The 25,648-nt window shown below is 65.9% G+C and carries 21 protein-coding genes; 4 read left to right on the forward strand and 17 right to left on the reverse strand.

Annotated elements, in window-relative coordinates:
• Window positions 1-277 precede the first annotated feature (277 nt).
• Both grxD and DBO85_RS03850 read right to left on the reverse strand, forming a co-directional pair.
• A complete protein-coding gene (gene grxD / locus DBO85_RS03845; protein WP_108105423.1) occupies window positions 278-604 on the reverse strand; it encodes a Grx4 family monothiol glutaredoxin in 327 nt (108 codons plus the stop codon).
• 103 nt (window positions 605-707) lie between these two features.
• Window positions 708-2,816, reverse strand: a complete 2,109-nt coding sequence (locus DBO85_RS03850) for a molybdopterin oxidoreductase family protein (protein ID WP_108105425.1) — start codon at window positions 2,814-2,816, stop codon at window positions 708-710.
• Window positions 2,817-3,095: 279 nt separating this feature from the next.
• On the opposite strand from DBO85_RS03850, the gene argF reads away from it, so the two are divergent.
• From argF to DBO85_RS03865, 3 genes are all read left to right on the forward strand, one after another.
• A complete protein-coding gene (argF, locus tag DBO85_RS03855) occupies window positions 3,096-4,016 on the forward strand; it encodes an ornithine carbamoyltransferase (protein ID WP_108105427.1) in 921 nt (306 codons plus the stop codon).
• Window positions 4,013-5,119, forward strand: a complete 1,107-nt coding sequence (locus DBO85_RS03860) for an ABC transporter ATP-binding protein (RefSeq protein WP_108105429.1) — start codon at window positions 4,013-4,015, stop codon at window positions 5,117-5,119. The genes argF and DBO85_RS03860 overlap by 4 nt, the downstream gene beginning before the upstream one ends.
• Before the next feature lie 261 nt (window positions 5,120-5,380).
• Window positions 5,381-6,604 carry an alginate export family protein gene (locus DBO85_RS03865; RefSeq protein WP_108105431.1) on the forward strand — a complete coding sequence of 408 codons (1,224 nt, stop codon included), beginning with the start codon at window positions 5,381-5,383 and terminating at the stop codon, window positions 6,602-6,604.
• A 92-nt stretch (window positions 6,605-6,696) separates the two neighbouring features.
• Here DBO85_RS03865 and DBO85_RS03870 read toward each other — a convergent pair whose 3' ends face one another.
• The 3 genes from DBO85_RS03870 to ybaK form a co-directional block, all read right to left on the reverse strand.
• The gene (locus DBO85_RS03870; protein ID WP_108105433.1) at window positions 6,697-7,782 is read right to left on the reverse strand and encodes a GGDEF domain-containing protein; all 1,086 of its coding nucleotides are present in this window, start codon (window positions 7,780-7,782) and stop codon (window positions 6,697-6,699) included.
• A 78-nt stretch (window positions 7,783-7,860) separates the two neighbouring features.
• A complete protein-coding gene (gene glpK, locus DBO85_RS03875) occupies window positions 7,861-9,348 on the reverse strand; it encodes a glycerol kinase GlpK (protein ID WP_108105435.1) in 1,488 nt (495 codons plus the stop codon).
• Window positions 9,349-9,366: 18 nt separating this feature from the next.
• The gene (gene ybaK, locus DBO85_RS03880; protein ID WP_108105437.1) at window positions 9,367-9,837 is read right to left on the reverse strand and encodes a Cys-tRNA(Pro) deacylase; all 471 of its coding nucleotides are present in this window, start codon (window positions 9,835-9,837) and stop codon (window positions 9,367-9,369) included.
• A gap of 346 nt (window positions 9,838-10,183) precedes the next feature.
• On the opposite strand from ybaK, the gene glpD reads away from it, so the two are divergent.
• A complete protein-coding gene (glpD, locus tag DBO85_RS03885; protein ID WP_108105563.1) occupies window positions 10,184-11,719 on the forward strand; it encodes a glycerol-3-phosphate dehydrogenase in 1,536 nt (511 codons plus the stop codon).
• 136 nt (window positions 11,720-11,855) lie between these two features.
• Here the strand turns inward: glpD and DBO85_RS03890 are convergent, their stop codons facing one another.
• From DBO85_RS03890 to DBO85_RS03940, 12 genes are all read right to left on the reverse strand, one after another.
• Window positions 11,856-12,167 (reverse strand): hypothetical protein, encoded by a 312-nt coding sequence (locus tag DBO85_RS03890; RefSeq protein ID WP_108105439.1) that lies wholly within the window; start codon window positions 12,165-12,167, stop codon window positions 11,856-11,858.
• Between the two features lie 393 nt (window positions 12,168-12,560).
• Window positions 12,561-13,862, reverse strand: coding sequence for a flavohemoglobin expression-modulating QEGLA motif protein (locus DBO85_RS03895; protein WP_108105441.1), 1,302 nt, complete (start codon window positions 13,860-13,862; stop codon window positions 12,561-12,563).
• A 21-nt stretch (window positions 13,863-13,883) separates the two neighbouring features.
• Window positions 13,884-14,435, reverse strand: a complete 552-nt coding sequence (locus tag DBO85_RS03900) for a hypothetical protein (protein ID WP_108105443.1) — start codon at window positions 14,433-14,435, stop codon at window positions 13,884-13,886.
• A gap of 70 nt (window positions 14,436-14,505) precedes the next feature.
• Window positions 14,506-15,264, reverse strand: a complete 759-nt coding sequence (locus DBO85_RS03905; protein WP_407681442.1) for a TetR/AcrR family transcriptional regulator — start codon at window positions 15,262-15,264, stop codon at window positions 14,506-14,508.
• 112 nt (window positions 15,265-15,376) lie between these two features.
• On the reverse strand, window positions 15,377-16,879 hold the full coding sequence (gene lysS / locus DBO85_RS03910; RefSeq protein WP_108105445.1) for a lysine--tRNA ligase: 1,503 nt from the start codon (window positions 16,877-16,879) through the stop codon (window positions 15,377-15,379).
• Window positions 16,880-16,977: 98 nt separating this feature from the next.
• Window positions 16,978-18,073, reverse strand: a protein-coding gene (prfB, locus tag DBO85_RS03915) for a peptide chain release factor 2 (protein ID WP_108105447.1) whose coding sequence is annotated in 2 segments (ribosomal slippage) — window positions 16,978-18,000 and window positions 18,002-18,073 — 1,095 coding nt in all. Because the reading frame shifts where the segments join, the coding sequence is not laid out codon by codon here.
• Window positions 17,999-18,151, reverse strand: coding sequence for a hypothetical protein (locus tag DBO85_RS19295; protein WP_177429726.1), 153 nt, complete (start codon window positions 18,149-18,151; stop codon window positions 17,999-18,001). Before DBO85_RS19295 ends, prfB begins: the two co-directional genes overlap by 75 nt.
• A gap of 211 nt (window positions 18,152-18,362) precedes the next feature.
• Window positions 18,363-19,343, reverse strand: a complete 981-nt coding sequence (locus DBO85_RS03920; protein WP_108105449.1) for an autotransporter outer membrane beta-barrel domain-containing protein — start codon at window positions 19,341-19,343, stop codon at window positions 18,363-18,365.
• A gap of 307 nt (window positions 19,344-19,650) precedes the next feature.
• Window positions 19,651-21,015: an exosortase Q gene (gene xrtQ / locus DBO85_RS03925; RefSeq protein WP_108105451.1), complete on the reverse strand. Its 1,365-nt coding sequence runs from the start codon at window positions 21,013-21,015 to the stop codon at window positions 19,651-19,653.
• 1 nt (window position 21,016) lies between these two features.
• The gene (locus tag DBO85_RS03930) at window positions 21,017-23,017 is read right to left on the reverse strand and encodes a VIT and vWA domain-containing protein (protein WP_108105453.1); all 2,001 of its coding nucleotides are present in this window, start codon (window positions 23,015-23,017) and stop codon (window positions 21,017-21,019) included.
• A gap of 555 nt (window positions 23,018-23,572) precedes the next feature.
• The gene (locus DBO85_RS03935; protein WP_108105455.1) at window positions 23,573-24,322 is read right to left on the reverse strand and encodes a tellurite resistance TerB family protein; all 750 of its coding nucleotides are present in this window, start codon (window positions 24,320-24,322) and stop codon (window positions 23,573-23,575) included.
• A gap of 2 nt (window positions 24,323-24,324) precedes the next feature.
• Window positions 24,325-25,440 (reverse strand): NADH:flavin oxidoreductase/NADH oxidase, encoded by a 1,116-nt coding sequence (locus tag DBO85_RS03940; protein ID WP_108105457.1) that lies wholly within the window; start codon window positions 25,438-25,440, stop codon window positions 24,325-24,327.
• Window positions 25,441-25,648 lie beyond the last annotated feature (208 nt).

Here is a 25,648-nt window from a genome sequence, read left to right on the forward strand (position 1 = left end):
CTGTCACCTACCGACGCCCCTCTCCGGCGACAGACCTCGTGGCCGGCAGGGTAGGCACACACGCGAGGGTGATGCCGCCTCGCTTTAGCAGAAAAAACATGATGAATGCGTGCAGGCTTATACCCGCCGGCCAGTTGTGCCGGCGGTTGCTGAGGGCGTCGGCGAAGTCAGCTTTCATGTCTCGGCTGGATATGGCAACCGACGAGCGAGGTAGCATTTTTCGCCAATAAAAAAGCCCCGCATCGAGCGGGGCTTCTGCAGTTGCCGGTGTGCGTGGTCAGGCCTTGGCCTTCTCCGCAGCACCCTTGATCAGGGTCTGCAGCTCACCCTTCTCGAACATCTCGCTAATGATGTCACTGCCGCCGACCAGCTCGCCGTCGACCCACAGCTGCGGAAAGGTCGGCCAGTTGGCGTACTTCGGCAGGTTGGCGCGGATTTCCGGGTTTTGCAGGATATCCACGTAGGCGAATTTTTCACCGCAGGCCATGACTGCCTGCGCCGCGCGCGAGGAGAAGCCACACTGCGGGGCATTCGGCGAGCCCTTCATGTACAGAAGGATGGTGTTGGCAGCGATCTGCTCTTTGATGGTTTCGATGATGTCCATGGCTAACCTCGTCAGGAGTCGGGAATCTGGCCGACCCGGGGTCGGCGGATGGCCGACATTGTAAAGGAATTTCCCAGCAATTGGCTCGGTCTTGCCACTTGCTTCAGACCGCCTCCACCCGCACCGGTACGCCGTTGAGCACCGCGTTGCCGGAGAGACTGTCGAGCAGCCGTTCGTCGGTCAGGTCGTTGGCGCTGGCGCCGGGCTGCGCGCGGGCGATGTCCATCTGCACTCCCCGACGGGCATGCCCCCAGCCATGCGGCAGACTGATCACGCCCGGCATCAGTTCGTCACTGGCGGCGACCTCGACCTCCACTGCACCCACCCGTGAGCGGATGCGTACACGCTGGCCATCCGCCAGGCCACGGGCATCCAGGTCGACTGGATTCATCAGCAGCTGGTGACGCGGCTTGCCCTTCACCAGCCGGTGATAGTTGTGCATCCAAGAGTTGTTGCTGCGCACATGGCGGCGGCCGATCAGAAGCAATTCGTCCTCCGCCGGCAGGGTGACGGCGAGAAAACGCTGCAGGTCGCCCAGCAGCTCGACCGGTGCGGCATGGACCACGCCATCTTCGGTCTTCAGGCGCGCCGCCAGATTCGGCTGCAGCGGCCCCAGATCGATACCGTGAGGGTGTTCCAGCAAACGTTGCAGATCGAGCTGACGCTCACTGCCTTCGCCATGCGGCCCGGCGCGCAGGGCCGTATCGATGATCCTCTCCGGGGCCTGGGTCGGCGCCAGCTCGACACCTGTGCGTGCGGCGAAGGCGCGCGCCAGGCCAACGAAAATCTCCCAGTCGTGCAGCGCGCCCTCGGGGCGCGGCAGCACCGCCTGGTTGAAGCGGGTGACGTTGCGCACCGCGAACATGTTGAAGGTGCTGTCGTAGTGGTCGTGCTCCAGCGGCGCGGTGGGCGGCAGGATCAGATCGGCGTGAGCGGTGGTTTCGTTGATGTAGAGATCGATGCTGAGCATGAACTCCAGGCCCTGCAGCGCCCTGTCCATCTGTACGCCGTTGGGCGTCGACAGCACCGGGTTGCCGGCAACCGTGATCAGCGCGCGGATCTGCCCCTCGCCGGGGGTGAGGATCTCTTCCGCCAGGGCCGAAACCGGCAGCTCGCCGTTGTATTCCGGCAGCCCGGACACCCGGCTGTGCCAGCGCCGCAGTCGGCCACCACGGGACTTGGCCACGACCTCGACCGCAGGCTCGGTGCAGAGCGCACCGCCGACGCGGTCGAGATTGCCGGTCACCAGGTTGATCAGTTGCACCAGCCACTGGCAGAGGGTACCGAAGGCCTGGGTGGAGACCCCCATGCGCCCGTAGCAAACCGCCCGTTCGGCAGCGGCGAAGTCCCGCGCCAACTGGCGGATCCTGCCGGCGGGAATACCGCAGCGCGGCGCCATCGATTCGGCGCTGAAGCTCTTGATCGCCTCACGCACCTGATCCACACCGACCACCGGCAGATGTGTCGCACGGCCGAGGTTTTCCTCGAACAGGGTGTTGAGCACGCCCAGCAGCAGTGCGGCATCTTCACCAGGGCGAACGAACAGGTGCTGATCGGCAATGGCTGCGGTTTCGCTGCGACGCGGGTCGACCACCACCACCCGCCCGCCCCGGGCGCGGATGGCCTTGAGACGCTTTTCCACGTCAGGGACGGTCATGATGCTGCCGTTGGAGGCCAGCGGATTGCCGCCGAGGATCAGCATGAAGTCGGTATGGTCGATGTCCGGAATCGGCAGCAGCAGGCCGTGGCCATACATCCAGTCGCTGACCAGGTGATGCGGCAGCTGATCGACCGAGGTCGCCGAGAAGCGGTTGCGCGTTCTCAGCAGGCCGAGGAAATAGTTGCTGTGGGTCGCCAATCCATAGTTGTGCACGCTGGGGTTGCCCTGATAGATGGCCACAGCGTTGTTGCCATGGGCCTCGCGGATGGCTGCCAGACGCTCGGCGACCAGCTCGAAGGCCTCCTCCCAGCCGATCGGCTGCCACTGGCCGTCGACCTTGCGCACCGGCTGGCGCAGCCGATCAGGATCATTCTGGATATCCTGCAGCGCCACCGCCTTGGGACAGATGTGGCCGCGGCTGAAACTGTCCTGCTGATCGCCGCGGATCGACAGTATTTGCGGGGTACCGTCGGCCCCCGGAGCGGTTTCGATGGCCAGGCCGCAGATGGCCTCGCACAGATGGCACGCACGGTAATGAAGGGTTTTGCTCATGGGCCAACCTCTGCTTTTGTAGACGACCGGTCAGGTTTGAAACTATGCCCACTCGCCCCGGCGGTCGCCACCGGCTTCGCCGGCTGAATCAGGCATCATCAGGCACACCCATGCGCGTCGGAAAACCGCCTGGTTTGCGCCTGCAGGACCTTTTCCTATACGATCCGTCCCCCGTTTCGTTGCCCGGTGCGGCCCGTCGGCCACGGGTTCCTGCCTGCCTCTCACGCATGAATCCGACCCCGTCGACGCGCACCCGGTTGAACCAAGGTAGCTGACACAATGAGCGCAAGACACTTCCTCTCGCTGATGGACTGCACGCCCCAGGAGCTCTCCGGGCTGCTGCGCCGCGCCAGCGAACTGAAGGACCTGCGCAAGCGCGGCGTACTCTTCGAACCGCTGAAGAACCGGGTCCTGGGGATGATCTTCGAGAAGGCATCGACCCGCACCCGCCTGTCCTTCGAGGCCGGCATGATCCAGCTCGGCGGCCAGGCCATCTTCCTCTCCCCCAAGGACACCCAGCTGGGCCGTGGCGAGCCGGTCGGCGACAGTGCCATCGTCATGTCGCGCATGCTCGACGCGATCATGATCCGCACCTTCGCCCACAGCACCCTCACCACCTTTGCCGCGCACTCGCAGGTGCCGGTGATCAACGGCCTCTCCGATGATCTGCACCCCTGCCAGCTGCTGGCCGACATGCAGACCTTCATCGAGCATCGCGGCAGCATCGCCGGCAAGACCGTGGCCTGGGTCGGTGACGGCAACAACATGTGCAACAGCTACGTCGAAGCGGCGATCCAGTTCGACTTCCAGTTGAATGTCGCCACTCCGGAAGGCTTCGAGCCCAAGGCGCGCTTCCTGGAAAAGGCCGGTGATCGGGTGCGCCTGATGCGCGACCCGCGCGAGGCGGTGGCCGGTGCGCACCTGGTCAGCACCGACGTCTGGTGCTCGATGGGCCAGGAAGACCAGGTCGCGCAGCGCCGCGCGCTGTTCGCGCCCTATCAGGTCAACCAGGCCCTGCTCGACCTGGCCGCCGACGACGTGCTCTTCATGCACTGCCTGCCGGCCCACCGTGGCGAGGAAATCAGCGCCGACCTGCTCGAAGACCCGCGCTCGGTCGCCTGGGATCAGGCGGAAAATCGCCTGCATGCACAGAAGGCGCTGCTCGAGATGCTGGTCGAGCCGGCCTACCACCACGCATGAGCCAGGCCGTTCTGCTCAACCTGCGCGGGCTTTCCTGCGGCTATGGCGGGCAGAAGATCGTCCAGTCCCTCGATCTGCATCTCAATGCCGGCGACATCGGCTGCCTGCTCGGCCCGTCCGGCTGCGGCAAGACCACCACCCTGCGCGCGATTGCCGGATTCGAGTCGATCCAGGCTGGCGAGATAGAACTGGCCGGCCAGATCATCTCGCGTGCCGGATTCACCCTGGCGCCGGAGAAGCGCCGCATCGGCATGGTGTTTCAGGACTACGCCCTGTTCCCGCACCTGACCGTGGCGCAGAACATCGCCTTCGGCATCCGCAAGCATCCGCAGCGCGACCGCGTGATCGCCGAACTGCTCGAACTGGTGAAGCTCGAGCACATGGGCAAGCGCTACCCCCACGAGCTGTCCGGCGGTCAACAGCAACGCGTCTCGCTGGCCCGCGCGCTGGCACCCGAGCCACGCCTGCTGCTGCTCGACGAGCCCTTCTCCAACCTCGATGTCGAGCTGCGCAGGCGCCTGAGCCAGGAAGTGCGCGAGATTCTCAAGAGTCGCGGCACCAGCGCCATTCTGGTTACCCACGACCAGGAAGAAGCCTTCGCCGTCAGCGATCACATCGGCGTGCTGCGCGACGGCCAGCTTGAGCAGTGGGACACCCCCTACAACCTCTACCACGAGCCCTTGACGCCCTTCGTCGCCAGCTTCATCGGCCAGGGCTACTTCATTCGCGGACAGCTGACCGATCCGGACACGGTGCAGACCGAGCTCGGCCTGATCCGCGGCAACCGCGCCTACACCTGGCCACCGGGCAGCGCCGTGGACGTGCTACTGCGCCCCGACGACATCGTCTACGACCCGCTCAGCCCGCTCAGCGCGCTGATCACCGGCAAGACCTTTCTCGGCGCCTACACCCTCTATCGCCTGCGCATGCCCACCGGCACCCAGCTCGAAGCGATCTTTCCCAGCCACGTCGACATCCCCCAGGGCGACAGCCTGGGCATCCGTGTGGCCGCCGATCACCTGGTACTGTTCGACGTGCCCGGCAGCGTGGCCGCTCATGCCACCCTCCCCGGCGACGGCGTCCGCCGCTACAGCAGCAGCTGACCCATTGCGGCGCAGCCGACCGCCGGGCATGACCGGCGAAGGTGCGCAGCACCCGCGCCGACTGTCTCGAAATCGTCATAAAGCCAGCCAGTTCAATCACTTGGCAATTCTGGCACGCCGCCTGCTTTAGCCGATCGCGGTCAGCACAACGGCGTGTCTGCCACACAATCTTCCGACGACGACGTCACGACATCCCCCCCTGAAATGGGCCGGGTGCGTGACGTTTTTTTATGCGTTTGCGCAACTGAAGGAACGATCAAAATGGCCAACTTCCGCTACTCCCTCCTCTCCCTCGGCATCCTCGCCGCTCTCCCGCACGCCGCCACCGCCGAAGACATCGGCAACCTGCTGCGCGACGGCAAGCCGATCATCGATCTGCGCTATCGCTACGAGCACGTCGACCAGGACAACGCGCTGAACAACGCCAACGCGCAGACCCTGCGCACCCGCGTCGGCTTCCAGAGCGGCAAGTGGTACGGCCTGTCCGCGCTGATCGAGGCAGACAACGTCTCGCGCCTGGGTGACGCGGCCTATAACAGCACGCGCAACGGCCAGACCGACTATTCGGTGGTTGCCGATCCGGACGGCAGAGAGATCAACCAGGCGCTGCTGCGCTATGACCACGCCCTGGGCAGTGCCGTGGTCGGCCGCCAGCGTATCAACCTGGACAACCAGCGCTTCGTCGGCGGCGTCGCCTGGCGGCAGAACGAGCAGACCTACGACGGCGTTCTGGCCCAGCTCAAGCCCATCCAGGGCATGACCCTGAGCTACGCCTACCTGGACAACATCAACACGATTTTCGGCCCCGGTAACGGGCGCTTCGACGGCCCGGCCAATCCGGCCAACATCGAAGGTCACAGCCATCTGCTCAACCTGCAGTACCAGTTCCACCCGGCCGTGCTGGCCACGCTCTACCAGTACCGCCTGGGCCTGGACAACCTCTCCGGCGGCAACCAGTCGAGCAGCACCACCGGCCTGCGCCTGAGCGGCGCACACTCCGGCTTCAACTACGCACTGGAATACGCCGAACAGAAGGACTGGGCCGACAACCCGCTACGTCTGGACAGCGACTACTACCTGGCCGAGCTGGGTTACACCTGGAAGGGCATGCAGTTCAAGGTCGGCCAGGAAGTGCTTGGCGGTGACAGCGGCCCGGGCAACCGTGCCTTCCAGACGCCGCTGGCAACCAAGCACGCGTTCCAGGGCTGGGCCGACGTGTTCCTGCTGACCCCCGCAGGCGGTGTCGAGGACAGCTACCTGACGGCCACCCTGCCGTTGCTGGGTGGCAACCTGCAGGCCTGGTACCACAACTTCCGCGCCGACACCGGCAGCAGCCGCTACGGTGAGGAGCTCGACGTCTCCTACGGCCGCGCCATTCCCGGCGTGAAGGGCCTGACCGGACTGGTCAAGTACGCGCGCTACGACGCCGACGACTTCAGCGTGGACACCGACAAGTTCTGGGTGCAGATGCAATACAGCTTCTGAGCGAACGCCTGCGGAGCCATCGGCTCCGCAGGCAACCGGCAAGACCCGGCTGACCCGATGCGTCCCGGCCTGGCAGATATCGACAGCAGATCCTAGAGCAGCACCACCTGATCGCGGCCGTTGTTCTTCGCCCGGTACAAGGCCTCGTCGACCCGCAGCAGGGTGTGTTCCCAGTCTTCCTTCGGCTGGTAGCGGCTGAGCCCGCCCGAGACGGTCAGACGCAGATCCTCGCACCCTTCCCAGACCGTTTCCGACAGCGCCTGGCGCAATCGATCGAGCATGTGCACGGCGCCCATCTCGTCGGTTCGCGACAGCAGCAGCAGGAATTCCTCGCCGCCGTAACGCGCAATGAAGTCGATATCCCGCACCTGCGTCTGCAGTAGCCTGGCCATCTGTCGCAACACCGCATCGCCGACCGCATGACCATGGCGGTCGTTGACCTCCTTGAAGAAATCGATATCCAGCAGACAGAGCACGAAGTCGTAGTTGCCGCGATCCGCCAGCGCCTTCTGCTGATCCATCAGTTCGTGGGCGAAGCGGCGGTTGTAGAGACCGGTCAGCTCGTCGGTGATCGCCAGTTGCTGGATCCGCTCGAGCGCCTGGCGCAGATCGCGGTTGCGCTCCTGCAGCTTGCGGCGCAGCCGGCTCATGTCCAGCCCGAGCAGCGAAACGCCCACCAGCAGCAGCAGAAACTCCATGGCATTGATCAGCTCAAGGCGCAGCTCGATACGTGAATCACCCGCCAGCAACAGCAGAATCAGACTGATGTAACAGGCGATGGTGAACAGCCCGACCTTGACGAAGCCCGCCAACTGCAGGCGGAAGGCGCCGAACATCAGCACCAGCAGGACCATCATCAGGAACACCGGGCGCAGCTTGTCGGCGAAATAGGAGCTGGCGAAGACCAGCGCGATGGCCCAGAGCATCTGCGCGATGGTCAGGCTCGGATCGTGAAAGCGCAGGTTGAGGTTGAACCAGGTCAGGCCGAGGAACATCAGGCTGCTGCCGACCACGACCAGCGACAGCACCAGCATGCCGAACAGGCCGAGGGTCATGAAGCCCATGGCGTAGGCGATCCAGCACAACAGCAGATGCAGCAGTGACGCCACCCCGGCGAGAAAAATCCGCCGCATCCGAATCAGTTGACTGCGGGATGTCTGTACGTAGCTTCCTTCCATGCCGCCACCAGCCTGTTTGGGTGCCGCTAGTATAGTCACCGCCCTCGGGTCGCCAAGGGCGCAAAGTGCCAGCCTCGCTCAGGGCTCGCTGCGCACCCGGGTCACCGCATCCAGCCAGCCGGCATACAGCTGATCACGCAACGCCTGCTGCATGCGCGGTTCGAACCGGCGCTGCAGATGCCAGTGCTCCGCGAGCGCGTCGAGATCGGCGTACAACCCCGCCTGCAACCCGGCCAGGCTGGCGACACCCAGCGCCGTCGTCTCGGTGACCTCGGGGCGCTCGACCGCGACCCCGAGCAGGTCGGCGAGAAACTGCATGGTCCAGTCGCTCACCGCCATTCCGCCGTCGACCCGCAACGCACTCGGCGGGCTGGCGCCGTCCTGAACCATCGCCTCGAGCAGATCACGACTCTGGTAGCAGACCGACTGCAGGCCGGCAGTGACGATTTCCTTGATCCCGGTATCGCGGGTCAGACCGAAGATCGCCCCGCGCGCCTTGGGGTCCCAATAGGGTGCGCCCAGACCGGTGAAGGCCGGCACCAGGTAGACGCCGCAGGCCTGCCCCGCCGCTTGCGCCAGTGCTTCGCTCTCCTGCGCGTGGCGGATCAGCTTGATGCCGTCGCGCAGCCATTGCAGTGCGGCGCCGGCGACGAAGATGCTGCCTTCCAACGCATAGGTGACCTTGCCACCGAGACGGTAACCGACCGTCGACAACAGGCGATGCCGCGAGCGCACCAGGGTTTCGCCGGTGTTCTGGACCATGAAGCAGCCGGTGCCATAGGTGCTCTTGACCATCCCCGGGCGAAAACAGGCCTGGCCGATCAGCGCCGCCTGCTGGTCACCGGCCATGCCCAGCACCGGAATGCTCGCGCCCAGCAGCTGCTCGTCGCAATGGCCGAACTCGGCAGCGCAATCGAGCACGTCGGGCAACAGGCTTCGCGGAATATCGAACAGCGCCAGCAACTCCTCGTCCCAGCACTGCTCGCGGATATTGAACAGCAGGGTGCGCGAGGCATTGCTGGCATCGGTGCGATGCACCTTGCCGCCACTCAGGCGCCAGAGCAGAAAGCAGTCGACAGTGCCGAAGCGCAGCTCGCCCCGTTGCGCACGTTCCATCGCTCCGGGCACCTCCCGCAGCAACCAGCGCAGCTTGGTCGCGGAAAAGTACGGATCGATCAGCAGGCCGGTCTTCTCGCTGACCTTCTCCTCCCAGCCATCGGCCTTGAGCTGGGCACAGTAGTCGGCAGTACGCCGGTCCTGCCAGACGATCGCGCGGTGCAGCAGCTCGCCGCTGGCAGCATCCCAGAGCAACGTCGTCTCGCGCTGGTTGGTGATGCCGATGGCGAGAATGTCGTGGGCACTCAGCCCGCCGTCGCGCAGCGCCTGACGACAGACCGCCAGGGTGCTGTCCCAGATCTCCTCACCGTCATGCTCGACCCAGCCATCCCGCGGGAAGTGCTGGGTGAATTCCTGCTGGGCCTGGGCCAACGGCTTGCCCGTGGCGTCGAAGATGATCGCGCGACTGCTGCTGGTGCCCTGGTCGATGGCGAGTAGATGTGAAGGCATGCGCTGTCCTTGTTGTTGTCAATCGCGACCGATGGCGGCGAACTGCCCCTGGCTGTGCAGCGCCAGGGTCTCCGGACTCAGCTCCAGCTCCAGCCCGCGGCGCCCGGCGCTGACGTTGATGCGCTCATGGTTCTGTGCGCTGCTGTCGATGAAGGTCCGCAGGCGCTTCTTCTGCCCCAGCGGACTGATACCTCCGACAAGATAACCGGTCGCTCGTTGCGCAGCGGCCGGATCGGCCATGTCGACTTTCTTCACCGCGGCAGCCTGGGCCAGTGCCTTCAGATCCAGGCTGCCGGCCACCGGCACCACGGCCACCAGCAACTCACCCTTTTCGCTGGCCACCAGCAGTGTCTTGAACACCTGCGCCGGTGCCAGCCCGAGCTTTTCCGCAGCCTCCAGGCCGTAGGACGCACTCTTGGGATCGTGCTCGTAACTCAGCAGGCGAAATTCGGCAGCGGCCTTGCGCAGCAGATCGATGGCGGGGGTCACGGCGGCTCCTTTTCCTTGGCAGGTTGCGGCAGCCATTCTGCACGTTGCGGCAATTCCGCGGCGAGCCCCGCAACATCTCCGCCGAGTGGCGCGGCCGGCTTTCGGTCAAGTTTGCGCTTGGTCGCAACGAAGGGGTGACATACGGCGCGGTCCCCACCCAGGCGGCGCGCACCTGAGCGCCCGTCCGATCGTGCCAGTCCGCCGTGCTTCCGTGAGCTGCTGCGCAGACTGCCCGGATGCCGCGGAACAGAGCCTCGAGTGACTTGCAATGGCTCTGCGCTTCTGGGATGAATGGAGCCTTGCACGCTGGCACCCCCAGGCTGGCGCGTCGACCTGCGAGGACCGCATGGCTCACCCAACGCTCGCTGTTCCACCCCTTGCGGAAACCTACGATCTGGCCGTGGTTGGCGGCGGCATCAATGGTGTCGGCATCGCGGCGGATGCAGCCGGGCGCGGCCTGAGCGTTTTTCTCTGCGAGAAGGACGACCTCGCCAGCCATACCTCGTCCGCCAGCAGCAAGCTGATCCATGGCGGTCTGCGCTATCTGGAGCACATGGAGTTTCGTCTGGTGCGCGAGGCGCTGGCAGAGCGCGAGGTGCTGCTGCGCAAGGCAGCGCATCTGGTCCGGCCTCTGCGCTTCGTCCTGCCCCATCGGCCGCACCTGCGCCCGGCCTGGATGATCCGCCTCGGCCTGTTTCTCTACGATCATATCGGTGGGCGGCGCACCCTTGCCGGTTCCCACGGGCTGAAGTTCGCTGCCGACAGCCCGCTGCGCGAGGACATCCGCCGCGGCTTCGAATACTCAGATTGCTGGGTCGACGACGCGCGCCTGGTGGTCCTCAACGCCATGGCCGCACGCGAACGCGGAGCGCATATCCATACCCGCACTCGCTGTCTTGGCGCGCGCCGCAGCAAAGGCCTCTGGCACCTGCATCTGGAGCGCCAGGACGGCAGCCGCGTGTCCCTGCGCGCGCGCGCACTGGTGAATGCCGCCGGGCCCTGGGTCGAGAGTTTTCTCAAGGAGGATCTGCGCCAGCAGTCACGCTACGGCATTCGCCTGGTGCAGGGCAGCCACCTGATCGTGCCGGCGATGTACCAGGGCGATCAGGCGTACATCCTGCAGAACGAGGACAGGCGCATCGTCTTCGTCATCCCCTATATGCAGCACTTCAGCATGATCGGCACCACCGATCGCGACTACCACGGCGATCCCGGTCAGGTGCGGATCAGCAGCGAGGAAACCCAGTACTTGCTGTCGGTGGTCAACGCTCACTTTCGCCAGCAGTTGCAGGCAAGCGATGTAATCGCCAGCTTCAGTGGCGTGCGCCCGCTCTGCGATGACGAGTCGGGCGACCCGTCGGCTGTCACCCGCGACTACACCCTGGATCTGTCCGGCACGGCGGAAAGCGGCCTGCTGCTATCGGTCTTCGGCGGCAAACTGACCACCTACCGGCGGCTGGCTGAATCGGCCCTGGCGCTGCTCGCACCGGCTTTCCCCGGCATGCGCCCGGCCTGGACCGGCAAGGCTGCGCTGCCAGGCGGGGAAAAGGGCCAGAGCGCGGCGGAACTGACGCGGATTCTCCTTGCCCGTCATCCCTGGCTGGCTCCGGACCTCGCAGCGCGCTGGGCGGCGAGCTATGGCTGCAGAGCCTGGGAGCTACTCGACCAGCGCAACAGCGAACTGGCGCTGGGCGAGCATTTCGGCGGCCATCTGCACGCCTGCGAAGTCGACTACCTGTGCCAGCAGGAATGGGCCATGAGTGCCGAAGACATCCTCTGGCGACGCAGCAAGCTGGGGTTGTTCCTCGATGCGGATCAGGTCGCCAGCCTGGAAAGCTACCTGGCCTCGCGTCGGCACCCCCGCCAGCGCGCCGCGCGCTAGACGGGCGCAGCGCGACCTTTCGATCCTGCTCTACGCTCTACCTGCCGCTGCACTGTTCCGGGGTGCGCGGGGCTGAGCGTTTGTGCAATGCAGGCTACCCGCCGAACCGCACCGCAAGAGAGCGCCTCGAGAGGGACTACTGCGCTGCTTCGAGCTGGCAGCGCACAGCCTGCTTGCGATTGTCGACCAGCACGCCGCTGAGTCCCTTCTGCTTGGTATCGAACAGCACCAGCACGCCGTCGATGCACTGGGCGATCTGGTCCGCCGGCTTGACCGAGACCTTGTAGTCTTCGCCGGGCACAGTCTTGAGCATGGTGAACTCCGACAGCAGCAAGGCATCTTCCGGCTTGGCGAAATGCAGGTAGCCGTAGTAACCGAGCACCGCAACGGTACCGGCGACGCTGCCGATGGCGGTGAGGATGTAGGGGATCAGGTTGCGCTCGCTCATGCGGGTTCCGCTCGTTGATGATGAAGGTGCGCAAGCTTAAAGCCGCCTGCGACCTGAGACCAGCCATCCTGTGCGCTGCCGCCAGCGCCCTCGCAGGATGTATTTTTCCTCTGCCACCGGGAGAGGGTGCCGAAGGCGGGTGAGGGATGGTTCGGCGTGCAGGGTCTTTCCATCCGTAGGGTGGATGACGCCTTGTTCATCCACCGGGGGATTGTCTGGTGGATGGGTAAAGCGCCATCCACCCTACGGTCGAGGCCACCACCCGGCGTGCAGGCCCAACCATCCCTCATCCGGCGCTGCGCGCCACCTTCTCCCGGAGGGAGAAGGACAGCTGTGGGGCGATGGTTCAGGGTGGTTCTGCAGAGCCTTGAGCGTGCGCGGCTTCCGATCGGCTCAGAGGATATTGGCGTAGTCCGCCTCGATCCGGTCCAGGCTCAGGTGGTTGAGGAAGTTGGAGAAGCACATCCAGGCCGACAGCGCATTGAGGTCGCGGAACTGCGCCGGCAGGTATCGCGGTGGTGCCACCAGTCCCTCGTCGACCAATTGGCGCAGGGTGCGCATGTCTTCCAGGGTGGTCTTGCCGCAGAACAGCAGCGGGATCTGCTCCAGCTTGCCCTTGCGCACCGCCAGCTGGATGTAGTTGTAGATCATGATGAAGCCCTTCAGGTAGGACAGGTCCTTGGTGAAGGGCAGGCCATCCGGCGTCGAGCCGCGGAATACCCGGCTGGCGTTGCCGTAGGCTTCATCCTCGGCGTAATCCTGGGCCAGGAAGAAGCGGTAGATCTCGAGAAAGTCGGCGCCCTCCTCGGCCATGTGGATGGCGCGGGTGCGGTTGGTCAGCTTGCGCAGGCGCGTCGGGTAGGAGGCGAAGGCGATCACCTCCATCAGGATCGCCAGCCCTTCCTGGGTTACCGTCGAGGACGGCGGCCCCTTGGCCAGGAAGGTGCAGATCGGCTGACTCAGACCGTTCAGCGTGGTACCCACGTGCACCAGTCCCTCGTGCACCTCCAGCGCCCGCACGTCGCGCTCGTTGAAACGCGCATCGCTGCGGATCTTGATGTAGTCGGCACCGGCGGCGGCATCGGCGACGATGCCATCGGACTCGAACACCCGCACGATGCTCTGCTCGCCACCCCGACCGAAAACGCCATCCAGACGGGTCTGCAGCAGCGCCACCGCTTCGCTGGCACTGAGCGTCTTGGGCTCGTCAGCCAGGTCACCGCGAGTGGCGATGTTGTTGAGAAAGTCCGAGAGCATCAGGCCGAGATCGGCCAGCGTCGGGTCGCCGGCGTGGAAGGCATCGGACGCCGCGCCGTAGAGCTCCTGGGAGATCAGTCCGAAGTCCGCGCTGCCGCGCGCCTCGAGCATGCGGATGACCATGCGGTATTCCTTGCACATGCGCCGCATGATCTGACCGACCGGATTGAACTGGCCGAGCTGGCGAGTGATGTCGCGCTCGATGTTCTGGAATTCCTGTTTCTTCGCTGCCGCATCGAAACTCAGGGGGCGCTGCTCGTAGTAGGCGCGATCGACTTCCGGCAGTTTCTTCGCGCCGGCGGCAAAGAATGCCTGGCGAACCCTGTCGTCCCATTTGACCGCGTCGAGCACGCGGATCGGCGTCTGCGCCTCGACCAGTCGATCGGAGAGCGTGCGAATGACGCTCTGATATTCATCTAGCGATTCCTGACTGCCCATCGGCTCCCCGCGTCTGCGATTTCAATCGACAACGCGCTGGTAGCGGGCCACTTCGATGAAGACCCCGGAGTTGGCCGGGTCGTCCAGGTACTCGAAGACCTTTTCCAGCGGGCTGCTGACCAGTACGCCATCGGCTTCCGGCAGGCTCACGCGACGACCCTGCAACGTCCCTGCATCCAGCTCGTCGAGAATGCGCTCGACGTCCAGACTGTAGAGGACCAGTTCGTTGTCGCGGGTCAGCTCGAAGCCGGCGATGGCGAAATTCGCGCCGTACTTTTTCGGCACGCCCGCGCAAAGATACCAGCGCCGGCCATGCTGGGCCACGGTAAAGGCGGTCTCTTCGCGTCCCTTGGGATTGTCAGGACTGCCTATGGTGCTCACCGCGCGGTACAGGTTGGAGCCACTCAGACGCACATCGAGAAAGCGCTGCTCGCCCCATTCGTCTTCGCCGCTCCACTCGCCCAATAGCGGCAAGGGTGCCGGTTGCTCCGGCGGAATGGGATTTTCGAAAGTGACCAGACAACCACCGAGCATCACCAGGGTGAGCACGAGCAAGGCACGCCAGGCTTTCATTCAGGCACTCCTGAAGGGCCGAAGCCAGAACGGCTTCGACCGGGAAGGTTGGATCAAAAGAACGGGCGACTCAGACCGCGGCGGCCAGCTCGCTCGGGGCATGCACCGAATCGGGCGCACTGAGCCCCAGGACCAGATGCATGTAGCGACGGAACACTGCCTGCATCTCGCCAGCATCCAGGCAACCGACACCGTCCAGCAGGCCCTGATACTCCATCTGCGAGATGATCCCCGTCAACAGGGTCGCATCCTGCTGCGGACGCGGCGAGCCGAGCAGCTCGAAGAAGTGGGTGACGCCGCGCACCAGAATCTCGCGATGCTGGCACACCAGCGTCGCCAGATGCGGATTGCGCAAGGCCTCCTGGCGGAACGCCTGGTCAGCCAGCAGCTCCTGCCGGTTCTGGTCGAGCTGGGTCAGGACATACTCGCTGAGCAGAACGGAGATATGCTCGACCAGCGCCCGGCGGCTGGCGACGCCGCCGTCGAGCTCCACGCTGTCCGGCAGCAGCACGTGGGTGCCCTGCCAGAATTCGGCCAGGCGGGCGGCACTGCGCTCGACGTAAAGCGCGAAGGTATCGGTGATCAGATCACTGATGTCCTTGAAGTAGTAGGTCGTGGCCGACAGCGGCACTTCGGCTTCTGCCGCTACCGCCCGATGCCGCACCGCCCTTACGCCCTCGCGGATGATGATGCGCAGGGCCGCATCGAGAATCGCCTGGCGGCGCGCCTCGCTGCGTCGCCGGATGGCCTTGCGCCCGTGGTATTGAACGTTTTCAGCGACAGCGCTGGCCAGATGTGCGGCGCTGCCCTCGGCGAGCATGATGGTCACAGCCGTCAATCCTCTGACTCGGTAGAAGAATGCGACTTTGATCTGACAGGTTAGGGATAATTCCCCGCGACCACAAAAAAACCGCCCGGAGGCGGTCTTTTTGTGGACTGGGTCAAAGCTCCGGGCGCATGTGCGGGAACAGGATCACATCGCGGATCGACGGGGAGTTGGTCAGCAGCATCACCAGGCGGTCGATACCAATGCCTTCGCCGGCCGTGGGCGGCATGCCGTACTCCAGCGCGCGGACGAAATCGGCATCGAAATGCATCGCTTCGTCGTCGCCGGCGTCCTTGTCCGCCACCTGGGCATGGAAGCGTTCGGCCTGGTCTTCCGCGTCATTGAGCTCGGAATAGGCGTTGGCGATCTCGCGGCCACCGATGAACAGTTCGAAGCGATCGGTGACGCTCGGATCATCGTCGCTGCGACGGGCCAGCGGCGAGACTTCGAACGGGTAGCGGGTGATGAAGTGCGGCTGCTCCAGCTTGTGCTCGACCAGTTCCTCGAAAATCATCACCTGCAGCTTGCCCAGGCCTTCGAAGCCGAGCACCTTGGCGCCGGCCTTCTTGGCGATGGCGCGGGCCTTGTCGATGTCGGTCAGGTCGGCAGCGGTGATGTCCGGGTTGTACTTGAGGATCGAGTCGAACACCGACAGACGCACGAAGGGCTCGCCGAAATGGAACAGCTTGTCGCCGTAGGGCACGTCGGTGGTGCCCAGCACCAGCTGAGCCAGTTCGCGGAACAGCTCCTCGGTCAGGTCCATGTTGTCTTCGTAGTCGGCGTAGGCCTGGTAGAACTCGAGCATGGTGAATTCGGGGTTGTGCCGGGTCGAGACGCCTTCATTGCGGAAGTTGCGGTTGATCTCGAAGACCTTCTCGAAGCCGCCGACCACCAGACGCTTGAGGTACAGCTCGGGGGCGATGCGCAGGAACATCGGCATGTCGAGGGCGTTGTGGTGGGTCTCGAAGGGCTTGGCCGCGGCGCCACCGGGAATGGTCTGCAGCATCGGCGTTTCCACTTCGAGGAAGCCGCGCTCATTGAGAAAACGGCGAACGTGGGCGATCACCTGCGAGCGCACGCGGAAGGTCTGGCGTACCTCCTCGTTCATGATCAGGTCGACGTAACGCTGGCGGTAACGCTGCTCGGTGTCGGTCAGGCCGTGGAACTTGTCCGGCAGCGGACGCAGCGACTTGGTCAGCAGGCTGACCTGCTCCATGTTGACGTACAGATCGCCCTTGCCCGAGCGCGCCAGGGTGCCCTCGACAGCGATGATGTCGCCCAGGTCCCAGTGCTTGATCGCCTCGAGGGTTTCCGCCGCCAGCCCCTTGCGATCGACGTACAGCTGGATGCGCCCGCTCATGTCCTGGATGACCATGAAGGCACCGCGGTTGAGCATGATGCGCCCGGCCACCTTGACCTTGATGCCCGCGCCTTCCAGCTCTTCCTTGCTCTTGTCGGCATATGCCTGCTGCAGCTCGCCGCAGAGGCTGTCGCGCCGGAAGTCATTGGGAAAGACCGCGCCCTTGGCCCGCTCGGCGGCAAGCTTTTCCTTGCGCAGGGCGATCAGGGTGTTTTCTTCCTCGTGGATGGCGTGCGGGTTCAGCGGTTGTTCGCTCATGGTCGGGTCGTCCCGGTCGGTTCATCGTCGTGAAGGTTTTGCCGCAAGCCAGGCAGGCACACGCAGGCCCGGCTTGCAGCTGATAACTTGCCGCGGCGTTACAGCCCCTGCTTGAGGCTGGCCTCGAGGTACTGGTCGAGGTCACCGTCGAGGACCTTCTGGCAGTCGCTACGCTCGACACCGGTACGCAGATCCTTGATGCGCGAGTCGTCGAGCACGTAGGAGCGGATCTGATGACCCCAGCCGATATCCGACTTGGTGTCTTCCAGCGCCTGCGAGGCCGCGTTGCGCTTCTGGATCTCCTGCTCGTACAACCTGGCCCGCAGCATCTTCATGGCGGTGTCCTTGTTGGCGTGCTGCGAGCGCTCGTTCTGGCACGCCACCACGGTATTGGTCGGCACGTGGGTGATGCGCACCGCGGAATCGGTGGTGTTGACGTGCTGACCACCGGCACCGGAGGAGCGGTAGGTGTCGATCCGCAGATCGGCCGGGTTGATCTCGATCTCGACCTTGTCGTCGATCTCCGGCGACACGAATACCGCCGAGAACGAGGTGTGGCGACGAGCGCCGGAGTCGAACGGGCTCTTGCGCACCAGGCGATGCACACCGATCTCGGTGCGCAGCCAGCCGAAGGCGTATTCGCCCTTGATATGCACGGTGGCGCCCTTGATGCCGGCGACTTCGCCTTCGGACAGCTCGACGATCTCGGCGCTGAAGCCGCGCTTGTCGGCCCAGCGCAGGTACATGCGCAGCAGGATGTTGGCCCAGTCCTGGGCCTCGGTGCCGCCGGAGCCGGCCTGGATATCCAGGTAGCAGTTGTTCGGATCCATCTCGCCGCTGAACATGCGGCGGAACTCGAGCTTCTCGAGGATGCCGCGCAGGCGCTCGATTTCGGCGACGATATCGCTCACCGCGCCTTCGTCGTTCTCTTCCGCAGCCATGTCCAGCAGCTCGCGCGAATCGGCCAGACTGCCGGTGAGGTCGTCGATGGTTTCGACGATCTGCGCCAGCATGGCGCGCTCACGGCCCAGGCCCTGCGCGTATTCAGGCTTGTTCCAGACGTTCGGGTCTTCCAGCTCGCGGTTTACTTCGACCAGCCGATCATGCTTGTGATCGTAGTCAAAGATACCCCCGAATTGCCTGGGTCCGTTCAGTCAGGTCCTTGATGCTGTTGAGGATCGGGTTGATTTCCATGGTGGCAGCACTCATCGGCAGTAGGCATGCCCCGCCCGGCTGATCCGCCCTCGACCGGCCGATGGCCAGATCGAGCACGACGGCAACCGGCCGCGACCGCTCAGGGTTCTGAAAAGCCGGCGAGTATACCGGACTTGCGCGCAGCTGGCAGCCCGCGCACGGCAGGCTGCGCACCGATTCCCCGGTAAACGGCTGGCAGCGAGAACAGTCCTGGCCGCCAACAATTAACCCGTACCCGCCGACGCCGGCGGGCCCGCGCGAAGCGGCCTTCCGGGGCGCCCGGCGCAGACTAGAAGCGCAGGCTCAAGCGCAGGGCCAGCGACTGCTCGCGGGCGCTCTCGGCGAAGCGCCCGGCGTAACCCAGCCCCAGGTAGCGGCCGCGGCCCAGCTCATGATCCAGGCTCAGATCCAGGCGCAGGCTGCTGGCGTCCAGGTCACGGCCACGCAACCTTGCCTGCTCGCCACTCGCGTTCAACGCATCGAGCGACAAGCGCGCATCGTTCAGTTGCTGCCGCAGTGCCAGGCTGGCACGCCCGACCAGACGCCCCTGCTCCAGGGTCCAGGGTCTGGCCAGGCGCCAGCCCAGGGTCAGGTAGGCCCGCTCTTCGTCACCGCCGTCGAGCTGCAGGGCGCCCGCGCCTCCACGCTCGCCGAAGCCGTCGAAGGCACTGCGCTGCCAGGCTAGGCCTGCGAAGGGCTCCAGGCTGAAATTGCGAAAATCCATCGCGTAGCTGGCCTCGCCAAACAGCTGCAGGCTACGTGCCTGGGTATCCCCGCTCAGGCGCGTGCCGCCCTGCAGGCGATGCCCCTCGAGCTGATGCCAGCCATGCAGCAGGCCGGCCTTGAAACCCAACTGGTGATAGACCCGCGTGGCGGCGTAGATACCCAGCTGCTGGCTGTCGACGACGAAACCGCCGCTGTCGGCATCCGCCTCGGATTGCCCCAGCGCCAGTAGAGCGCCACCCATCCATTGCCCGGCCAGCGGTCGATCCAGGCCCACAACCAGACCCTGCGACTGCAGCTGCAGGGAGGGGTCCGCGCCGCGCCATTCGCCATCCTGAGCGTAGCCGCGCAGCCAGGTCGACCAGCGCTGCCCTGCCGCGGGCATCTCGCGGAAGGCGAAACGCACCTGCTGCAGCCGATCAAGCGCCATCTCGCGCGGCACACGCCCGTCCTCCTGCAACAGTTCACGCTGATCAACCAGCAACTGCGCCTGTGCCGGCAACGTCACCATGCCAAGCAGTGCCCATCCCCAGATCCGCCCTTTCATTCAACGCCTCCTCTTCCCGCCGCGCAGTTTATACAGAGCGCGGGGCAATGATCTCGCCGGCTAGAAAAGCCCAGGAAGTGATCTGAGCCGGCGCAAGCGTTGGCCAGGGCGGTACTCGTGCAGCCAGCGGCGAATCCAAGCGGCAATGACGGCGCAATGCGCGTTGCTTATTGCGCCCTACAACCTGACGTCCGCACGATCATTTCGCGACAGACGGCCACACCCCAACCGCGCCGTAGGCTGGCGCCGAGCACCGCGAGGCCCAACGCTGCCCAACACCGCCCCCGCCCCATGCTCCACCCCGACATCATTGGTCCCGAGCGGCCGTGGTTACCGCTCGCCAGGGCCCGGGCGAGCGGCCGCCGAGCGCGGCCCAGTACCAGGCCGAGGTATCGCTGAAGCGCTGGCCGGCGGCGTCCTCTATGTATTCGCAGACCTGCAGCACGCCCTCCTCCGCGCTGGCGCGGAAACAGCGCTGCAGGCCGATGCCATCCGCAGGCTGACGCAGCTGCTCGGCATCGATGCGGTAGCCGAGGCCGCGATAGCAGTCGGCGGCCGGATGCAGCTTGCGCGTCGGGCGTTCGACCTCGCGCAGCACCACCACCCGCGAGCGCGTCTGGAAACGCGCGATCACCCCGGGAAAGTCGGCGGCAAAGCGCTGTTCCACCGCCGACAGCGCCAACGGCTGCAACAACTCGCCATCCAGGCGCGCCGGCCACTCGACGAATCGCTGCGACGGCGGCTGCTCGGCCTGCTGCGGCGCGAGCAAGGGCCAGCTGCCGAGGACGGCGAAGGCGCCGACCAACAACGCCTGCTGTATTCCCGGCAAGGGTGTTCGCGGTGCCGCGATGGCTGCAGGAACCTCACCTGGCGCTTCCGCGGCGCCCGCCACGCAACGCAGAACCAGCGCGCAGACACTGGCGAACACCAGCAGGCCGATGCCTTCATGCAGCCACTCGGACCCCGCCAGCGCTCCGGTCTCCAGCACCACCAGCAGGCTGTTGCGCACCACGTTGCCGGCCAGTACCAGCACGCCGAGCAGCGGCAGCCGACGCAACAGACGGCGGTCATCCAGGCGCAGCCAGGCCGCTGTCACACAGGCGGTGAAGTAGGCCATCCAGGCCATCTGGATGCCGGAACAGGGCGCATCGACCATCACCAGGCGGCCCGCCACATCCAGCGCGCTGCCCTGGCGCTGCACCTGCATGCCTGCCGCACGCAGAATCCACAGACTCGCCTCCGCAGTCAGCACCCGCAGTGGGTAGCCGGCGAAGAACTGCAGCGACGCCAGGATCGGCAATGCCAGCAGGCCCAGGCCCAGCCACGCCAGCAGCGGCTGGCCCGGCGCGCGCAGGCTCAGCAGCGCGGCGAACAGCGCCAGGATCGCCATCGCGGCACGCAACAACATCGGTAGCTGCCCCGCGCTCAGCACCGCAGCGGCGCCAGCCAGCAGGCAGAAAATCAGTCCCGCCAGGCGCGGCGTGCGCAGCTGACGTCGTTCACGCCAGAGCAGCACCAGCAATGCCGCCAGCGCTACCACCCCGAGCGGATCGTCCGAGCCATCGCTCATCCGCTGCAGGCTCCACAGCCACAACGGCCACAGCGCCAGTGCCGGCAACGCCAGCCAGACCCAGGCCGGCAACCCATGGCGCGCGCCGCTCAGCACCTGCATCTCAGGCCTCCAGCTGACGGCGACGCCGCGCCAGCCAACCCAGACCTAGCGCCGACAGCCCGAGCATCAGCCAGACGCTCGGCTCCGGGGTGCCGGGAATCGGCGTGCCGACCGCCAGATTGCTGACCCCTTGCGGTAAGGGCAACGGCTGCTTGACCGTGGCCGACGCCGCCGGATCGGGGTTGCGCACCACGTGATCCACCGCGATGAACGAGGTATAGGGGGTGAGCAGACTGTACTTCAGCCCCAGATCGAGAATCGCCTGGCTGTGCGCGTAGCCGCGCTCCAGGGTCTCCTGGTCGGTCAGCGTGGCGATCCGGTGACGCGCCCAGAGATGCGCCAGCGCACGATTCTCGGCCACCGCCTGGGTCGCATCGATCGGCAGCTCGACCCGGTAAAGCCCGGCAGCACTGCGGCCCTCCACCAGCAGGCTGCCGGTCGGTTCACCGCTCCACTTGCCGAACACCACCAGCGGACGCTGGGCGAACAGGTCCGGCAGTGCCGGCGGCTCGACCTCATGCACCTGCAAGCCGTTGAAGCTGACCTGCGGATTGGCCAGCAGCGGCGCATCGATCATCTGCAGGAAGCGCTCGGCCTGGCGGTCGGCACCGGCCGGATCGAGGACGATGAAGGGCTCGCCCTGCCCCGCCCGCGCCAGCCCCTCGATCAGCTGGCGATTGACCGATGAGCCGATACCGAAGGCGAACAGGTTGGCCTTGTCGAGGTTCTCGCGGACCAGGGAGAAGGCTTCGCGCTCGATGGTCACATAGCCGTCGGTGACCACCACGAAGCTGCGCGCGCGCTCCGGGTCCGCCGGCAACGCCAGCGCCTGGCGCAGAGCGGGCAGCAACTCGGTGCCGCCTGAGCCCATTCGGGTGTTCAGCAGCGTCAGCGCACGCTGGATATTGGCCGGGGAAGCCGGCTGCGGTTCCGCGGCCAGGAAGCTGCTGCTGCCGGAGAACAGCAGCACGTTGAAACTGTCGGCCGGGCGCAGGCTGCCGAGCAGGCGCTCCATCAGCCGCTTGGTGGTATCCAGCGGAAAGCCGTGCATGGAGCCGGAGATATCCACCACGAAGATGTACTCGCGCGGCACCAGCTGTTCAGCAGCAACCTGCTGCGGCGGCGCCACCAGCGCCAGGAAGAAATTCTCCTCGGCACCGCGGGAGAGCAGCACGCCGCTGGCAAAATCGTCGCCGCCGAGCTGGTACTCGAGGACGAAGTCGCGATTGTTGGCGCCGCGCTTCTCGGCCAGCTCGATGTGCGCCTGGCTCGGCCGCTCCTTGCGTACCGACAGACGATGGCTGGGCGACTGGATCGCACCGAGCGCCACCGGTGACTGCAACTCGACCTGCAGTGTGAAGGCATCCGCCGGCAGCACCCCTTCGGCCAGATGCGGCGTGGCGACCCAGGGCTCGGCCTGGTGGCTCTCGCCATCCGGCGTGCCGTTGTAGCGCGGGCCGACCACCGTCGGAAAAACGAAACGATAGAGCCCGTCTTCCGGCAGCAGCAGCTCGGTGTAGCGCAGTTCGACATCCACCACATCGCCGGGAAGGATGTTGGCGACATTCATCTGGAACACATTCTCACGCTCCTGCTCGAGCAGGGCCGCGGTCTTGCCTGCGCTCTTGGCCTGCTGGAACTCGACCTTGGCCTTCTGCTTCTCGCGGATCTGCGCCTGCAGCTCGCGATCACCCAGGCGCACCGTCATGCCGTAGACCGCCGCCCGGGTCGAACCGGGAAACACATAGCGCGCCTCAAGCGGCCGGGTGCCCTCGTTGCGGTACTGCTGGATCACCCGCACGTCGGCGATCACACCCAGCACCCGCGCCTCGACCCGGGTGGATTTCAGCGGCAGCCGGTCGAGCGCCGGATCCCCGCCTTCGATGGCGAAGTAGGGACTGTCGCCATGCTGGCCGGGCTGCGCCGTGCACAGGACCGGCAGCAGCAGACCACAAAGAAGCAACAGGCTGCGCACGCGGCAACGCAGGGACGGGATGGACATGGCAGGGCCTCCGAAGACGGGATTGATCGGAGACGATCCTGATGGCCTTTTGTGGAGTCAGCGTGGAGGGCCGGTGGAGATTAGGTGGAGTCTTTCTTCACAGGCTGCGAGCCGCCCGAGGCATCCCTCACCCGCCTTCGGCACCCTCTCCCGGAGGTAGAGGAAAAAGCCGTGCATGCTCGCAGCTCTTCGGAACCACACAGCGCCATCGCCCCACAGCTGTCCTTCTCCCTTCGGGAGAAGGTGGCGCGCAGCGGCGGATGAGGGAGACGTCGGCTGCACGCCGGCTGGCCTGTAGGGTGGATGGCGCTTTACCCATCCACCAGACAATCCCCGGTGGATGAACAAGGCGTCATCCACCCTACGGATGGAAAGACCCTGCACGCAGAGGCATCCCTCACCCGGAGGTAGAGGAAAAGCCGTGCATGCTCGCAGCGCTTCGGAACCACCCCGCGCCGTCGCCCCACAGCTGTCCTTCTCCCTCCGGGAGAAGGTGGCGCGCAGCGGCGGATGAGGGAGGCGACGGCGTGCAGGGTGCCGAGCGCAGGCATTGAATCAGTTGGTCATCTCGAACGGATCGCTGGCCGCGCCGGCCTGACGTACCTGCGCCTCGAGTTCGCTCTTGAGGGCGGGGTCGAGGCGCAGCTGGCGTGCCAGCTCCTCGAGGTAGGCGCGCTCCATGAAGTGTTCCTCGTCGACCATCAGCACGCTGGCCAGGTACATCTCGGCGGCCATTTCCGGCGTGCTGGCGGCACGCGCGACTTCGGCCGGATCGAGCGGCTTGTTCAGCTCCGCTTCCAGCCAGCGGCGTGTCTCCAGATCGTTGCCGGAGAGCTTGCCGAGTTCTTCCTCGAGCAGCTGACGCTCGCGTGCGTCGATGTGGCCGTCGGCCTTGGCGGCAGCCACCAGCGCGCGCAGGATCGCCTGGCTGTGCTGCTCGACCTGGGGTGCCGGCAGGCGGTCGACAGTCTGCGGCTCGACCTGGGCGCCACCCTGCTGCGCCTGCCAGTTGCCATAGGCCTTGTACGCCAGCACGCCGAGCGCAGCCAGGCCGCCATAGGTCAGCACCTTGCCGCCCATCTTGCGCGCCTTCTTGCTGCCCAGTAGCAGGCCGAGGGCTCCCGCCCCCAGCATTCCACCACCGGCACCCGACAGCACGCTGCCCAGGCCACCGCCGGAGAGCATGTCGGAGAGGCCGCCAGCGGATTTCTGCGCAGGCCGCTGGGCGGGCTGACCGCCCTGCTGGCCGGCCAGCAGGTCCTTGCCGGACTTGAGCAGTTGGTCGAGCAGGCTCTTGGTTTTCATCATCACTCCTTGCGGGGTTGCTCTGTCAGGTTGCGAATGGGGGTGTCGCGGCGTGCCGCGCGCACGTACGGGGCGGGCCAGGGCACCGTCCGGTCGTTCAGCGCCTCGCCGGCGTGCAGCGGCCAGTAGGGATCGCGCAGCAGCTCGCGGGCCAGCAGGATCAGGTCTGCCTGGCCGGTGCGCAGGATGTGTTCGGCCTGCGCCGGCTCGGTGATCAGGCCGACGGTGCCGGCGGCGATACCGGCCTCGCGGCGCACGCGCTCGGCGAACGGCGTCTGGTAGCCAGGCCCCAGCGGAATGTCGGCCTGGGCCGCGGTGCCGCCGGAGGACACGTCGACCAGGTCGACGCCGAGGGTTTTCAGGTGCCGCGCCAGCGCCACCGTCTCGTCCGGATTCCAGCCATCCTCGACCCAGTCGGTCGCCGACAGCCGCACGAACAGCGGCAGCTCCTGCGGCCAGACCGCGCGTACCGCCGCGCAGACCTGCAGCAGCAGGCGGATGCGATTGTCGAAGGAGCCGCCGTAGTCGTCCTGCCGCTGGTTGGAGAGCGGCGAGAGAAACTGGTGCAGCAGGTAGCCGTGCGCGGCGTGCACCTCGACCACCTTGAAGCCGGCAGCCAGGGCGCGTTCGGCGGCGCGCACGAAGGCCTCGATGACTGCCTCGATAGCGGTCTCATCGAGTACTTCGGGCAGGGCATGTTCGGGGTCGAAGGCAATCGGCGACGGCGCGACCGGCGTCCAGCCCCCCGCCGCCAGAGGCACGCTGCCGTGACGGCCGAGCCAGGGTGCCCAGGTACTCGCCTTGCGCCCGGCATGCGCCAGCTGAATGCCGGCAACGGCACCCTGCTGTTCAATGAAACGGGTAATGCGGCGCAGCGGCTCGATCTGCTCGTCGCACCAAAGACCCAGGTCTTCCGGCGAGATGCGCCCTTCGGGCAGCACCGCCGTGGCCTCGACGATCACCAGGCCGGCGCCACCGACGGCGCGGCTGCCCAGATGAACCAGGTGCCAGTCGTTGGCCAGGCCTTCGCGGGCGGAGTACTGGCACATCGGCGACACCGCGATGCGATTGGGCAGGGTCAACTGACGCAGGGTCAGCGGCTGGAACAACTGGCTCATGAAAACCTCGGCGGCGGGCGTGCTGATCAGAACCCGCCCGGCGCTCCCGGTTCAACCCCTGCACGGCGCTATTCTGTTGCCGTTTCATACCGCGCTGGCGAAATGCCCGCTGAGCGCGGGGCCGCAATAGCTGCCTGACCGACTGCCACGTCGGGGAACGCGCTGCCTTGCCTACTCAACGGCAACGCAGCGCGCAAAGGTGCCGCGG

The organism is Pseudomonas mangrovi (assembly GCF_003052585.1).
Classification (GTDB): Bacteria; Pseudomonadota; Gammaproteobacteria; order Pseudomonadales; family Pseudomonadaceae; genus Aquipseudomonas; species Aquipseudomonas mangrovi.